The 13,871-nt window shown below is 37.7% G+C and carries 15 protein-coding genes; 14 read left to right on the top strand and 1 reads right to left on the bottom strand.

Features of this window, described 5'->3' with window-relative positions; genetic code table 11:
• Positions 1 to 10: 10 nt before the first annotated feature.
• From ACFX4W_RS10310 to ACFX4W_RS10270, 9 genes are all read left to right on the top strand, one after another.
• Positions 11 to 1,528 (top strand): RecQ family ATP-dependent DNA helicase, encoded by a 1,518-nt coding sequence (locus ACFX4W_RS10310; protein WP_043976352.1) that lies wholly within the window; start codon positions 11 to 13, stop codon positions 1,526 to 1,528.
• The gene (locus tag ACFX4W_RS10305) at positions 1,528 to 2,133 is read left to right on the top strand and encodes a CPBP family intramembrane glutamic endopeptidase (protein ID WP_043976354.1); all 606 of its coding nucleotides are present in this window, start codon (positions 1,528 to 1,530) and stop codon (positions 2,131 to 2,133) included. The genes ACFX4W_RS10310 and ACFX4W_RS10305 overlap by 1 nt, the downstream gene beginning before the upstream one ends.
• A gap of 92 nt (positions 2,134 to 2,225) precedes the next feature.
• Positions 2,226 to 2,678 (top strand): DUF2663 family protein, encoded by a 453-nt coding sequence (locus ACFX4W_RS10300; protein WP_043976356.1) that lies wholly within the window; start codon positions 2,226 to 2,228, stop codon positions 2,676 to 2,678.
• 54 nt (positions 2,679 to 2,732) lie between these two features.
• Positions 2,733 to 3,107 carry a hypothetical protein gene (locus ACFX4W_RS10295; protein WP_013084909.1) on the top strand — a complete coding sequence of 125 codons (375 nt, stop codon included), beginning with the start codon at positions 2,733 to 2,735 and terminating at the stop codon, positions 3,105 to 3,107.
• 20 nt (positions 3,108 to 3,127) lie between these two features.
• Positions 3,128 to 3,895: a metallophosphoesterase gene (locus ACFX4W_RS10290; RefSeq protein ID WP_043976359.1), complete on the top strand. Its 768-nt coding sequence runs from the start codon at positions 3,128 to 3,130 to the stop codon at positions 3,893 to 3,895.
• 107 nt (positions 3,896 to 4,002) lie between these two features.
• Positions 4,003 to 4,914, top strand: a complete 912-nt coding sequence (locus tag ACFX4W_RS10285) for a MerR family transcriptional regulator (RefSeq protein WP_025750422.1) — start codon at positions 4,003 to 4,005, stop codon at positions 4,912 to 4,914.
• Positions 4,915 to 5,041: 127 nt separating this feature from the next.
• Positions 5,042 to 5,644 (top strand): genetic competence negative regulator, encoded by a 603-nt coding sequence (locus ACFX4W_RS10280; protein ID WP_043976361.1) that lies wholly within the window; start codon positions 5,042 to 5,044, stop codon positions 5,642 to 5,644.
• Between the two features lie 357 nt (positions 5,645 to 6,001).
• Complete coding sequence (locus tag ACFX4W_RS10275; protein WP_370506064.1) at positions 6,002 to 7,267, top strand: Glu/Leu/Phe/Val family dehydrogenase; 1,266 nt, start codon at positions 6,002 to 6,004, stop codon at positions 7,265 to 7,267.
• Positions 7,268 to 7,391: 124 nt separating this feature from the next.
• Positions 7,392 to 8,363 carry a YpdA family putative bacillithiol disulfide reductase gene (locus ACFX4W_RS10270; RefSeq protein ID WP_043976363.1) on the top strand — a complete coding sequence of 324 codons (972 nt, stop codon included), beginning with the start codon at positions 7,392 to 7,394 and terminating at the stop codon, positions 8,361 to 8,363.
• A gap of 19 nt (positions 8,364 to 8,382) precedes the next feature.
• Here ACFX4W_RS10270 and ACFX4W_RS10265 read toward each other — a convergent pair whose 3' ends face one another.
• Positions 8,383 to 9,354, bottom strand: coding sequence for an asparaginase (locus ACFX4W_RS10265; RefSeq protein WP_043976365.1), 972 nt, complete (start codon positions 9,352 to 9,354; stop codon positions 8,383 to 8,385).
• A 198-nt stretch (positions 9,355 to 9,552) separates the two neighbouring features.
• Here ACFX4W_RS10265 and prsW point away from each other — a divergent pair, with 198 nt between their 5' ends.
• From prsW to ACFX4W_RS10240, 5 genes are all read left to right on the top strand, one after another.
• Complete coding sequence (gene prsW / locus ACFX4W_RS10260) at positions 9,553 to 10,203, top strand: glutamic-type intramembrane protease PrsW (protein WP_013059034.1); 651 nt, start codon at positions 9,553 to 9,555, stop codon at positions 10,201 to 10,203.
• A 145-nt stretch (positions 10,204 to 10,348) separates the two neighbouring features.
• Positions 10,349 to 11,281, top strand: a complete 933-nt coding sequence (gene sleB, locus ACFX4W_RS10255) for a spore cortex-lytic enzyme (protein WP_043976367.1) — start codon at positions 10,349 to 10,351, stop codon at positions 11,279 to 11,281.
• A 17-nt stretch (positions 11,282 to 11,298) separates the two neighbouring features.
• Positions 11,299 to 12,648: a germination protein YpeB gene (gene ypeB / locus ACFX4W_RS10250; RefSeq protein WP_043976368.1), complete on the top strand. Its 1,350-nt coding sequence runs from the start codon at positions 11,299 to 11,301 to the stop codon at positions 12,646 to 12,648.
• A gap of 155 nt (positions 12,649 to 12,803) precedes the next feature.
• Positions 12,804 to 13,469: a flagellar brake protein gene (locus ACFX4W_RS10245; RefSeq protein ID WP_034649061.1), complete on the top strand. Its 666-nt coding sequence runs from the start codon at positions 12,804 to 12,806 to the stop codon at positions 13,467 to 13,469.
• A gap of 69 nt (positions 13,470 to 13,538) precedes the next feature.
• The gene (locus ACFX4W_RS10240) at positions 13,539 to 13,715 is read left to right on the top strand and encodes a YpfB family protein (protein ID WP_013059030.1); all 177 of its coding nucleotides are present in this window, start codon (positions 13,539 to 13,541) and stop codon (positions 13,713 to 13,715) included.
• The last annotated feature ends 156 nt before the right edge of the window (positions 13,716 to 13,871 follow it).

Here is a 13,871-nt window from a genome sequence, read left to right as displayed (position 1 = left end):
GGTGTTTGATGTGAAGATAGAACAACTTCTACAGAAACAATTTGGCTATAGCCAATTTCGACTAGGACAAAAAGAGATTATTCAAGATATTTTAACCGGTCATAATGTGTTAGCGGTTCTTCCTACAGGAACAGGAAAATCATTGTGCTATCAGCTCCCAGCTTATTTGTTGAACCGACCGGTGCTGATTGTATCTCCTTTAATTTCACTGATGGAAGATCAAGTTCAACAACTAAAGTCAAGCGGAGAAAAGCGAGTTATTGCCTTAAATAGTTTCCTACAACAAGAAGAAAAACAACGAGCGCTAAAAAATTTAGCTTTTTATCGTTTTATTTATGCATCTCCTGAAATTTTGCAAAATGCTGTTGTAGTAGAAGCATTAAAGCAGGCAAAGGTAGGCCTTTTTGTTGTGGACGAGGCGCATTGTATTTCTCAGTGGGGACATGATTTTCGTTTAGATTATCTACAGCTAGGAGAGATATGGAAGGAACTTGGCAGTCCACTATGTCTAGCACTAACGGGAACTGCGACTAGGGAAGTAGTGGAAGATATTAAGCGCTACTTATCGCTTCCTGCTGTCAACGAGCACATCTATTCCATGAATCGAAGTAATATTGCGATGAAAGTTGATTTTGTTGCAAGTATTGAAGAAAAAAAAGAGAAATTACTGATGTATGTTAGTGAACTGCAAGGTCCGGGAATTATCTATTGTTCCAGCCGATCTTGGACAGAAGCGTTAACACAGCTTCTAAAGGAAAATGGGATACAGCGAGTGCAGTATTACCATGGGGGAATGGAACCGAATGAAAGAATGCTTGTTCAACAGCAATTTTTAGAAAATCAGCTTGATATCATTTGCTGCACAAGTGCATTTGGAATGGGGGTTAACAAATCGAATGTTCGCTTTGTTATTCATTTTCATACACCTACGCAGCTAGAAGCATATGTACAGGAAATTGGAAGAAGTGGACGCGATCAGCGAAACAGTATTGCGATCTTGCTTTATGCTGAAGGAGACGATGATTTTGCTCATTCTTTACTTGAAATTGAGCTTCCTTCTTCAGATACTATCTTATACTGCTTGTCGTATTTACGAAACCATGATCAGGCCATTCCTTTAAAACAAGTAGAGTCTCACTTTCTTTATACAGTGGGTGTTCAAGAAACACATTGGCGATTTATTCGTTATTATTTGTACAGAGAAAATGTAGTGAAAAATGAACATGTTGAACCCTGGAAAATTCCTGCATCGCTGCATGAAACGATTGTTGTAGCTGTAAATAAACGTCTTCGAAACAAACATGACAAGTATCGTGCGATGAAGGGGTTTATTGAGACAAAAGAATGCCGTCGTCACGTGCTGCTTGGCTATTTCGATGAAACGGGAAAATCAGAGTTTGAGAATTGTTGCGATTGCTGCGGCTTGGATTTAGAAAACTATAAAAAAACAAATGGTGAGCAGGAGCAATGGACATTTCAAGGCTGGGAATTAGAATTAGCTCGTTTGCTTCGTCAAGGAGAGATATAATGGCAAAATCACAGCAAGAGCTTATTTCATCCATGACAGATGCAGAGCTAGTTAAAAATTTATATGTAACACAGCTGCTCATCTGCTTCATTGCTTTAGGCATCGGTTTTTTTACATTCGATTCGTGGAATTCCTTTTTGCAGTTTTTTCAGCTGGATTGGTCTTCTATTTTATTGTACGGGGGAGGAACAGCTCTCTTGGTAGTAGGAGGAGATATACTTCTAATGAAATGCGTACCTGAGCATTTATACGATGACGGAGGGATCAATGAACGTTTATTTGCTAATCGTTCTGTTTCTCATCTGATCCTTATTTGCCTAATTGTTGCATGTTCAGAAGAAATATTATTTCGAGGGGTTATACAAGTTCAGTTTGGCCTCTTTTGGGCGAGTATTGTATTTGCACTGGTTCACATTCGATATTTAAAAAAGTGGTTTCTTTTTATTTCGGTTGTGTTTTTAAGCTTTTTAATAGGGTTGCTTTTTTGGTGGACTGAAAATTTGTATGTCACGATTTTTACTCATTTTCTCATTGATTTTTTATTGGGCCTGCAGATACGAAAATCAAAAGGGGAATCTGCACAGCCAGAAGAATTAATGCAGTAAAGGTTAAGGAAACAGCCATTATTTTCAATACTACCCACATAATCTTTTATGTTCCCTCATATGTTGTACTAGCATACGAGGGGGGTGGAATAATGGAAAACAAAGTGATAGACTTTGAAAACGATGAAACACTTCAATATATATTAGCTAGCGTTATTAAAAGAAAAGAGACAGTCAATAAGCTGAAAGCTAAAGAGAAAAAATGGAATATTTTGTTTTTATCCAGTGCAACGGCTGTTATTAGCTACTTTTTTTTCATATTTCAAAGCGGTTTTTTTACGACGTTTAGCGAATTTTTTTCATTTTTGTTAGGCAACATGGGACATTTGATGTTTCTATTGCTTACCGTCTCACTTTACTTTTATACTGTACAGCTGCAGAAAAAAAGCGAGAAAGCAGAAAAGACTTTTCAAGATTTGCGCTGTGAGATTATTAAAAGAAGCAAAGAGCTATGGGCGACGCCTGAAACATGGGAGCACCGAAAAGAAACGTTCCGCTGGATGCAGTCAACCTATGGAATTAATTTATATCATGAAAACAAATAGAATCGCATGAAAAAGCCTCTTTTTACATAGAAGTTTAGTGAAGGGGGTTTTTTTGTGAGGGATTGGTTTAACTTGCTGGCTGCGTGGTTATGCAGTTATTATATCAGCAGTTTAACGGCTGTAGGCTCAAAAGCTTCGTTAACCTATTTACTTATTCAAATGATTTTACATCCGTTAGATGTGTTTAGTGTTATAATCTTATTTTTCACGGCTCTTTTTTGTCTGTCGGCGGCAGTTCGTAAAGTGTTTCTGCAAAGTCGGTTGCTTCTAAAAGGCTATAAGGTAAAATGGCATGAATACCTTGTTTCATGTCTATGTGTGATAGGAATTTTATCGTTAAGTGCAATTGCACTTTATCAAGTAGTAGGTTTGTTAACAATTGCGATAATTTATGCCCTTTCTTCTTTAAAGGAAACACATCGGGTATAAAATGAAAAGAAGGAGAATATATGGTTATTCTTTTAATTGTTTTAGCGTTAGGCATAGGCTTGCTGATCTTTATGTTTTCAGAAGCCCATCGTACGTATGTCGAAAAAAGAACGATTCATTTATCAAGATTTCCTGAAAATCAGCAGCCTTTGCGCCTGTTTTTTATATCGGATATACATAAGCGAACAGTTTCGTCGAAGCTGTTGGAAAAAATACCGGGCGAAGTAGATTTTGTGATCATAGGCGGTGATTTAGTAGAAGGAGGAGTCCCTTTAGTGCGGGCTCGTCAAAATATTCAACAGCTTAAAACGCTAGGACCCGTCTATTTTGTGTGGGGAAATAATGATTACGAAGTAAGTCAGATGCAATTGAAGCAGATGCTTAAAGATGAAGGAGTTATTGCCCTTAAAAATGAGCATGCCTTTGCCGTTTCTAAATGTGGTACTACCTGCCACTTTGCGGGGGTAGATGATTTATCAGAAGGTCAGATCAATCTAAAGCGAGCCGTTTCTTCCATTGAACCTGAACAGCTTACCATTCTTCTAAGCCATAATCCTGATGTTATCTATTATGTAGATGAAGAATCAAAAGTAGATTTAATTTTGAGCGGGCATACACACGGGGGACAGATACGCTTATTTAATTTGGGTATGTATGAATTAGGAGGGCTGAAAGAAAAAAGAAAGATTCCTCTTTTTATCAGTAACGGATATGGTACAACCTCTTTGCCTCTCCGTTTACAAGCTAGAGCCCAAACGCATTATATCACTTTAAAAAGGAAAGAATAGCCTTGAACAAACTCTTTACATAGCATATACAAATTTTACACACAGGATAACTTATCCTATAATTCAATTAATAGATACAGTTCACGAAGAGTAGTTGGAGGTTACGTATGGCTCACGAAGGGAAGTATAATATTAAAGCCATCTCAAATATGGTCGGAATCCAGCCGGGAACTTTGCGTGCATGGGAACGACGTTATCAAATTTTAAATCCTGTCCGCAACGATTCGGGGCATCGGTTATATACAGAGGAAGATTTGCGGAAATTAAAATGGCTCACGGAAAAAGTGAGCGGAGGTTTTACCATCAGTCAAGCGGTTTCGTTATTAGAAACGGAAAGCAGTACAGTAGGAACGTTTGAAGAAGAAGGAGAAGTAGATTCCCCTCAAAAAATTAGGGATGAGCTGTTAACGATGCTTTTATCTTTTGAAGAAGGAAAAGCACAGGATTTAATTAATCATGCTTTTAGCCTGTATTCGGTAGAAAAAGTGGTTATTGATATTTTGGGTTCTCTACTCGTGACGGTTGGAGATATGTGGGAAAAAGGGCAAATTACAAGTGCTCATGAGCATTATACGACTCAAGTATTAAAAACGCGTATCAGCATGATTTTTTATTCGCTGCCTTCAAATGGCTTATTGCCTAAAGCGATTGCTGTATGCGGACCTAATGAGACACATGAAGTGGGACTCTTAGTCTTTACGCTATTTTTACGCCGTAAAGGGTTTGAGGTTATTTATTTAGGAAGCAGCATTGAAGATAAAGATGTTGAGTTAATTGTTAAAGAAGTAGACCCAACGTTTTTATTTATGTCATGCACAATGATGGAAAATGCCGAGAAAACACTAAACTTGACGAACCAAATGATAAAGAAATTCCCGCATCTCAAAGTAGGGTTAGGCGGTTATGTGTTTGATGGTTTAGATAGCAAAAGAAAAGGCGAGGCCCAGCCGTTTATTTTAGGAAATACAAAAGAAGAGTGGAACAGCTGGCTAACAAAAAAATTAGCAGAAATTGATTGAGAATAGCTTGTCTTTCCTATCATAAACCTGTAAACTCGTAAGTAAACATCACGAACCGTTTTCCAAAAAATACATATACTGCATTATCGAACCATGTGGTTATGAGTGCAAGCGGGGAGGGACGCTAATGAGGCTTGAACGATTAAACTATAATAAGCTAAAAGTTTTTTTGACCTACGATGATTTACAAGAAAGAGGGTTAACAAAAGAAGATCTATGGACAGATACATTCAAAGTAAAACAGCTTTTTCGTGAGATGATAGAGCAAGCTTCTCAAGAACTGAACTTTGAACCTACAAATTCTCTTTCGGTAGAAGTTTTTTCACTTCAAGCACAGGGAATGGTTGTATTTGTGACGAAGCAGTATGAAGAAGAAACCAGCTACGGTGAGTTCGATGAAGACGAGTTCGAGGACTTCATTGAAATGCAGGTCATGCTAGATGAAAGCGAAGACATGTTTTTTGAGTTTGATTCATTTGAAGATGTCATTCAGCTGACCAAGCGCATGTCAAACTTTTACGATACGGATAGCGTGCTCTATTCATTTGAAAAACGTTTTTACGTGCTGTTGGATTATCACATGCTGTCACCGGCTGAAGTTGGGAATATGATTGCGGTTTTGGCGGAGTATGGAAATCCCTCTACAATTACAAAGCACCGCGTAAATGAATATGGAAAAATGTTAGTAGAAAAGAGAGCTTTGGAGTATATTAATTCTGTCTTTTCTTAATTGTTTAATTGAAATAATTACACCCGTGAAGGATAAAGCACTTTTATTAAAATAAGAGTGGCTGCACTTTCAGCTTGCAAAAAGTTGTTGAAAGTGCTCTTTATCACCGGGTGTTTTTTATTTTTTTTAGACAATTAAAGCATACTAGAAAAGAGGCAGACTTAAAACATTGTAGCATACCTTGTAAAGTTATTGGAAGCGTTTTCTTAGAAGAACACAAAAAATACTAAAAGTTCGATATTTTCCTTTGCAATGTAAAACTAAGGGTGTATACTATGTCATGAAAGAAGCACCATTCAATTAAAAACGAATAATTTTCGATACATTTTAGGAGGTTTACAGATGGTAGCCGACAAGATGCAAGACAGTAAAAATAGTCAAGAAGAGAAGCATGATGTTTTAAAATCTACACAAACAGTGATACATAAAGCGTTAGAAAAACTAGGCTATCCTGATGAAGTGTATGAACTATTAAAAGAGCCATTACGAATGATGACAGTAAAAATTCCTGTTCGTATGGATGACGGATCAGTTAAGATTTTTACAGGTCACCGAGCGCAGCATAACGATGCAGTTGGTCCTACGAAAGGCGGAATTCGTTTTCACCCAAACGTAACTGAAAAAGAAGTAAAAGCTCTATCTATATGGATGAGTTTAAAATGTGGAATCGTTGACCTTCCTTACGGTGGAGGAAAAGGTGGAATTGTTTGTGATCCTCGAAATATGTCTTTTGGAGAATTAGAGCGTTTAAGCCGCGGATATGTTCGTGCGATTAGCCAAATTGTTGGACCAACAAAGGATATTCCAGCGCCGGATGTGTTTACAAATTCACAAATTATGGCTTGGATGATGGATGAATACAGCCGGATTGATGAATTTAACTCACCGGGCTTTATTACTGGAAAGCCCCTTGTCTTAGGTGGTTCGCACGGCCGTGAAACAGCGACTGCAAAAGGAGTAACTATTTGTATTCGTGAAGCAGCGAAAAAACGAGGCATTGAATTACAAGGTGCACGGGTAGTAGTACAAGGGTTTGGAAATGCAGGGAGCTTTTTAGCTAAGTTCATGCACGACGCTGGCGCTAAAATTGTAGGGATATCCGATGCGTACGGAGCGCTGCATGACCCTAACGGTTTAGACATTGATTATTTATTAGATCGACGCGATAGCTTTGGTACAGTAACAAAATTATTCAATAATACAATCAGCAACAAAGAGCTGCTTGAACTTGACTGTGACATCCTAGTTCCAGCTGCGATTGAAAATCAAATTACAGAAGAAAACGCCCATAACATTCAAGCGAGTATTGTAGTAGAAGCAGCAAATGGACCAACAACTCTTGAAGCAACGCGCATTTTGTCAGAGAGAGGAATTTTATTAGTTCCAGACGTTTTGGCAAGTGCCGGCGGTGTAACAGTCTCTTATTTTGAATGGGTGCAAAATAACCAAGGTTATTATTGGACCGAAGAAGAAGTAGAAGAAAAGCTTGAAAAAGTAATGGTTAAATCATTTAATAACATCTACGAAACCTCTACAACTCGAAAAGTCGACATGCGTCTAGCTGCTTATATGATAGGCGTAAGAAAAATGGCAGAAGGCTCTCGTTTCAGAGGCTGGATTTAAAAACAGAACAGCAGAACAATTGCGTAAATAGAAAAAATCTCCTATCATTAATGAGGAGATTTTTTTGTTTTACACTGCGTTAAAATAAAAAAAAGGTGCGTTTACAACTGAAGGAGTGACAGGCATGAAGAAAGAAAAAGTAATTATTGTTGGCGGAGGACCATGCGGCCTTTCAGCAGCTATCGAGCTTCAACATACAGGTATTGATGCCCTTGTAATTGAAAAAGGGAACATTGTGAATGCCATTTATAACTATCCGACCCACCAAACGTTTTTTAGTTCGAGTGAAAAACTAGAAATTGGGGATGTCCCTTTTATTACCGAAAATCGTAAGCCTGTGCGCAACCAAGCTCTTGCTTACTATCGAGAAGTGGTGAAGCGCAGACAAGTTCGAATTCAGCCGTTTGAACGTGTCTTGCAAGTAGACAAACAAGCGGAAAACCAATTTATTGTCACAACATCTAAAGAGACATATGAAGCGGAGAATGTCATTATAGCTACAGGCTATTACGATCATCCTAATTATATGAATGTGCCTGGTGAAGATTTATCAAAGGTATTTCATTATTTTAAAGAAGCGCATCCGTACTTTGATAAAGATGTAGTCGTTATAGGCGGAAAAAACTCTAGCGTCGATGCAGCTCTGGAATTGGTGAAGTGTGATGCAAGGGTGACGGTTATTTATCGTGGCTCAGATTACTCACCTAGCGTAAAACCTTGGATATTGCCTGAATTTGAGGCTCTGGTTCGAAATGGGACAATTAGGATGCATTTTAATGCTCATGTAACAAAGATAACGGATGAAACGGTAACATATGAACAGGAAGGGAAAGAATCTACGATTAGTAACGATTTCGTTTTTGCGATGACTGGGTATCATCCTGATCATTCGTTCTTAACAAAAATGGGTGTGGAATTAGATGATGAAACAGGCAGCCCTTCTTTTAACGAAGAGACCATGGAAACAAACGTGGAAGGAATTTATATCGCTGGTGTGATTGCTGCAGGAAACAATGCTAATGAGATTTTTATCGAAAATGGACGTTTTCATGGAAAATCAATTGCTTCTCATATTATCAACAAAAACAACGCATAGGCTTCTATGCGTTGTTTTACTAATGATTAAATAGCTGCTGCAGTTCATCATGATTCGTTGTTACTTGGAGAGCAACTAACAGTTTAATGCGTGCTTTAGGACCATTTAAGCCATTTGAAAAAATAACGCCCATCTCTTTCAACTGCTTGCCGCCGCCTTCATATCCATATACATCTTGAGCAATTCCATTAAAACAGCGGGAAACGAGCACGATGGGTATCTTTCGCTCTAAAAGCAATTGAATGCCTGGAATTGTGAGAGGAGGTAGATTTCCTTGGCCGAGGGCTTCAATTACAAGTCCATCAACATTCATTGAAGCCACTGCTTGAAATAAATGGTCGTCCATTCCTGCATAAGATTTTAATAAAGTGATTTGTTTATCTATCTGATTGACAGGATAAAATTCGTGTTCTGTAGGCATGTGGTGAAAAGATACGCCGCGTTTTGTGATTAATCCTATTGGCCCGTACTGAGGGCTTTGAAATGTCGCCACGTTGCTTGTGTGGGTCTTGGTCACATTTTCAGCGGTATGAATTTCATCGTTCATCACAACTAAGACACCTTTTCCTTTTGCACCGTCACTAATAGCCACCCGAACCGCAGATATAAAATTATAAGGACCGTCTGAACCAATTTCATTGCTTGATCTCATGGCTCCAGTTAAGACAATTGGAATATCTGTATGCACTGTTAAATCTAAAAAATAAGCAGTTTCTTCCAGCGTGTCCGTACCGTGGGTTAGCACGACTGCATCAATTTTGCCTTCATTAATTTTATCGCGTATTTTTTTTGAAAGTATAAGCATTTCCTTAGGAGTAATGTGAGGAGAAGGCAGATGAAATGCTTCTTCTACGATTACATTGGCCATACCTGAAACAGATGATGTTGACCGGTGAAGCGGATTTTGAATATCTGGTGTTACTGATCCAGTTGCCATGTCTTCTTTCATAGAGATTGTGCCGCCGGTGTGAAGAATATAAACAGTTTTCATAAAGAGCTCCTTTCAATTTTTCATATAAGTATGATACATTTTTTGGTATACTTGTTTAAGGTCTTTGTTAGGCTTTGTAAATCGACAGCAAGTTATGTGAGCATTTACATATAAAGATAAGGACATTATAGACGGAGATTTTCATCCTAAAGATAACATGTTACTATTAAAAAAAATAGAGGAGATGAGGCGCTATTTATGTTGGCGATTGTATCTGCAGGCATTGCGCCAGGATTGGCATTGTTAAGTTTTTTTTATTTGAAAGATGAATATGAAACTGAGCCTATTTCAATGGTATTAAAAACATTTATTTTTGGAGCAATGCTTGTTTTGCCAATTATGTTTATTCAATATGTATTTGGTGAAGAACACGTTTTTCAATCACCTTTTCTTCAAGCATTTTTTACGACAAGCTTTTTAGAAGAATTTTTCAAATGGTTCATTTTATATTTCACGATTTATCAGCATGTGGAATTTGATGAGCATTATGATGGAATTGTTTACGGGGCAGCTGTTTCATTAGGTTTTGCTACCGTTGAAAATATTTTATATTTATTTGCAAATGGTTTAGAATCAGCGCTAGGAAGAGCCTTTTTACCCGTATCTAGTCATGCTTTATTCGGCGTCATTATGGGGTATTATTTAGGGAAAGCAAAGTTTTCTGAAGGAAAGGAAAAAACGAAGTGGACGCTGTACTCCGTATTTGCGCCGCTCATTTTACATGGAACATATGATTATATTCTAAAAACAATGGATCATTGGGTATTTATTATTATTCCATTTATGATTTATTTATGGTGGCTGGCGTTAAGAAAAGTAAAAAAGGCCAAACAGCCATCGATTGTCTAGGCTCAGCTTGTAAATCTTTTTTGAGAGATTTACGAGCTGAGTTTTTTCATTTCGGTAAATTTTGCGCATCTTGTATAAAAAAACAACCTTTACAAAAAATACTCCTATCATCTTATCAGTTACATACGATGTAGGAGGTTTTGTCATGTTATCATTTCGATGTTTTAAAAAGTATGCATGTCTCATATGCATATGTTCATTTATTGCAGCGTCCGTTGTGAGTCCAAAGGCCGCTCACGCGTTTTCAAATCAAGTCATTCAACACGGAGCAGTTGGAGATGACGTTATTGAGCTGCAGTCGAGACTTCAGTATTTAGGTTATTACAATGGGAAAATTGACGGTGTATTTGGATGGAGCACATACTGGGCACTGCGCAACTTTCAATATGAATTTGGCATTAAAAAGATTGACGGTTTAGCAGGCTGGCAAACAAAGATTAAATTAGCCAACGCAACAAAATATCACGAAAACTATGTGAAAAATCAAATTAGAAAAGGGAATAAGTTTACGCACTATGGCGGTCAGCCTCTTGATCAACAGTCTAAAGGAAGCGGTAGCAGTGGGAAAAGCAGGGGGAACAATGGTCAGCAAAAAGCACAAAGCGGATCTTCTCAAGCAAAAAAACCTGCCAGTCAGCCGCAGCGTAATACGTCTAAAGGAAATTCTGAACAGCAGAAAGAAAAAGCACAAAAGCCAACAGCGGTGAATGTACCAAGCGGCTTTTCACAAAATGATATTCAGCTCATGGCAAATGCCGTGCATGGTGAAGCACGGGGTGAACCATATAATGGCCAAGTAGCCGTAGCGGCCGTTATTTTGAACCGAGTTAACAGTCCGTCATTTCCAAATACAGTTGCTGGAGTTATTTTTGAACCGCGTGCATTTACTGCCGTAGCAGATGGACAAATCTGGCTTGAACCCAATCCAACATCTAAAAAAGCGGTTATGGATGCGATTAACGGATGGGATCCTACTGGGAATGCTATTTATTACTTTAATCCGGATACAGCAACAAGCGCATGGATTTGGTCACGTCCTCAAATTAAGCAAATCGGGAAACACATTTTCTGTCGATAAAGAGAGGTGAAGGAAACATGATTCGAACAATTTTAATTGTATTATTAGCTATTGGTGTTGTAGGTGTAGGGTATTGGGGGTACAGCGAACATCAAGAAAAAGATGCTGTACTGCTTCAAGCGGAGAATACGTATCAACGAGCATTTCATGATTTGTCATATCGGATAGATTTATTAAATGATAAAATCGGTGGCACGCTCGCCATGAGTTCGAGAGATCAGCTTTCACCCGCGCTTGCAGAAGTATGGCGTTTAACTTCTGAAGCTCATAACGATGTAGGACAGCTGCCTTTATCGCTGTTACCTTTCAATAAAACAGAAGAGTTTCTTTCAGATGTTGGTGACTTTACGTACAAAGTGGCGGTAAGGGATTTAAGCAAATCACCCTTAACAGATAAAGAGTATAAAACGTTAAATGCGCTTTATGATCAGTCAGGCGAAATTCAAAATGAAATGCGCCAAGTACAGCATCTGGTCATTGATAATAACTTGCGCTGGATGGATGTTGAGTTAGCCTTAGCGACAAAAGAAAAGCAAGGGGACAATACAATTATTGACGGATTAAAAACCGTTGAAAAAAGTATGGATTCTTTTGCCGAAACAGATTTAGGCGTTATGAATGCAACGAATGAGCAGGAAAAAAACGCTTTTCACCAATTAAAAGGTAGAGAAGTTAGTGAAGATGTGGCAAAACAAGTGGCGCGTTCGTTTTTGAATTTAAAAGGAAATGAACAAATTCATATTGTAAAGAGCGGAAAAGACGCTGATTATGAAGTGTACAGCTTAACCATTACAGATCCAAAGACTAAACAAGAGACGTATATGGATATTACACAAAAAGGTGGATATCCGCTTTGGGTGCTCGAAGATCGAGATATTAAAAAACAAAATATTAGTTTAAACGATGCTATGAACAAAGCGACTAAGTTTTTAAAAGATCATCGTTTTGAAAGCCTAGTAATGGCTGAAAGCGCTCAATATGATAATATGGGAGTCTTTACATTCGTAGAGCAAACGGAAAGTGGAGTTCGGATTTATCCGGATTCAGTTAAAATGAAAATGTCTTTAGAAGATGGATCTGTGATTGGTTTCTCAGCTAAAGACTTCTTATTAAAACATCGTACAAGAGATATTCCTAAACCTAAAATTTCCAAAGAACAGGCAAAAACCAAGCTGAACTCGAATGTAAAAGTGATGGAAGACCGTGTAGCAATTATTACGAATGATTTAAACGAAGAAGTGCTATGCTATGAGTTTTTAGGGACAATAAAAAATGATACGTATCGAATCTTTATCAATGCCGATACGGGTTTTGAAGAAAAAGTCGAAAAACTGCAAAACTCAGAACCTTTATATAATGAAGTGTAAAGTTGATAAAAACCGGTGTCTATAGACACCGGTTTTTGTGTTTTTTAATATTTTATTGAGTCTAAATGACTAATTTATATTTACAAAATAAACATATTTGACTATGTTTAAATAAAGGGAAAAAGTGTATATAGTGGAACTAAAGGAGAGAGAAGATGATAAAAGCGGGAATGAGGTTGACGTTAGAGAGCGGGCATAGAGAGTCTACATTACAACAAACATATCGATGTAAAGTAGTTGAGTTTACGGAAGACGTGATTTATATTAGCTATCCGCTAAATGAAGAAACGCAGCGAAGTGCTTTTTTACTAAAAGGTACAAAATTGCTTGCTACGTTTATTGGATATGATCAAAATGTATATACCTTTCCAACTGAAGTAACAGGGCGTGAAATAAAAGGCATGCCTGTTGTGAAGCTCTTTTACCCGGGCGATAAAAAGTTAAAATCTATCCAAAGAAGAAATTTTTTTCGTGTGCCTCTTACAGTGAAGGCGGTGATAGAAAGTGAACAAGAACAGCAGGATGTAATGGAAATCATGACTAAAAACATCAGTGCAGGTGGAATAGCCGGCTCCTTCCATCACTCGCTGCTTTTTAATGAGAAAGATTCGGTTGTTGTACGATTAAGTCTTCCTAATCGTGAGGGAGCTTTGCAGCATCTTGAATTAAAAGGGGAAGTTGTACGAATTACCGCCCCGACTTCTTGTAAAGTAGGTCAGCTATCTATTAAATTTATGGACATGGAAAAACAAACGAAAGAAATGATGATTCGTTATACCTTAAAGCGTCAGCTCGACCTAAGAAGAAAAGGTCTTCTTTAGCGTATAAAAAAAACTTCTCTTTCCTAAACTGTAAGCAAAGGTATTACTTCTTACAAAAGGAGAAAAAAGGTGAATCGAATAGAACGAATTTTAATTAAATTAGTGGTTATTCAATTTGTGTTTTTAATAATTGCCCAATGTATTTTACTATCTAGCAGTCACAGTACATATTTCTCAAAGGTTATTCAGTATGAGGGAGTTAGCAAAAATAATTTTAATAAAATTATTGAAACATTCGACCAGTAGTCGGACGTATGGTAGAATAACTAGGAAAGAAACATGCAGTGAACACCAGGCAGGAGAAGACCCCCTGCTCTTTTTTTCGTTTATAAACGCTTCATATAAAATGGCTCATTGTATAAAAGATGAAAGTGGTTTGTTCCTGTTTTGAAATTAAGGGAG

This window comes from Priestia sp. YIM B13489 (genome assembly GCF_042787645.1).
GTDB lineage: Bacteria > Bacillota > Bacilli > Bacillales > Bacillaceae_H > Priestia > Priestia megaterium.
This window is presented reverse-complemented; position numbering and strand designations above follow the sequence as displayed.

What these genes read in the sequence shown, in the direction of transcription:
- ACFX4W_RS10305 (WP_043976354.1), top strand. Translation starts at nt 1,528, where the DNA reads ATGGCAAAATCACAGCAAGAGCTTATTTCATCCATGACAGATGCAGAG.
- ACFX4W_RS10300 (WP_043976356.1), top strand. Translation starts at nt 2,226, where the DNA reads ATGGAAAACAAAGTGATAGACTTTGAAAACGATGAAACACTTCAATAT.
- ACFX4W_RS10290 (WP_043976359.1), top strand. Translation starts at nt 3,128, where the DNA reads ATGGTTATTCTTTTAATTGTTTTAGCGTTAGGCATAGGCTTGCTGATC.
- ACFX4W_RS10285 (WP_025750422.1), top strand. Translation starts at nt 4,003, where the DNA reads ATGGCTCACGAAGGGAAGTATAATATTAAAGCCATCTCAAATATGGTC.
- ACFX4W_RS10280 (WP_043976361.1), top strand. Translation starts at nt 5,042, where the DNA reads ATGAGGCTTGAACGATTAAACTATAATAAGCTAAAAGTTTTTTTGACC.
- ACFX4W_RS10275 (WP_370506064.1), top strand. Translation starts at nt 6,002, where the DNA reads ATGCAAGACAGTAAAAATAGTCAAGAAGAGAAGCATGATGTTTTAAAA.
- ACFX4W_RS10270 (WP_043976363.1), top strand. Translation starts at nt 7,392, where the DNA reads ATGAAGAAAGAAAAAGTAATTATTGTTGGCGGAGGACCATGCGGCCTT.
- ACFX4W_RS10265 (WP_043976365.1), bottom strand. Translation starts at nt 9,354, where the DNA reads ATGAAAACTGTTTATATTCTTCACACCGGCGGCACAATCTCTATGAAA.
- prsW (WP_013059034.1), top strand. Translation starts at nt 9,553, where the DNA reads ATGTTGGCGATTGTATCTGCAGGCATTGCGCCAGGATTGGCATTGTTA.
- sleB (WP_043976367.1), top strand. Translation starts at nt 10,349, where the DNA reads ATGTTATCATTTCGATGTTTTAAAAAGTATGCATGTCTCATATGCATA.
- ypeB (WP_043976368.1), top strand. Translation starts at nt 11,299, where the DNA reads ATGATTCGAACAATTTTAATTGTATTATTAGCTATTGGTGTTGTAGGT.
- ACFX4W_RS10245 (WP_034649061.1), top strand. Translation starts at nt 12,804, where the DNA reads ATGATAAAAGCGGGAATGAGGTTGACGTTAGAGAGCGGGCATAGAGAG.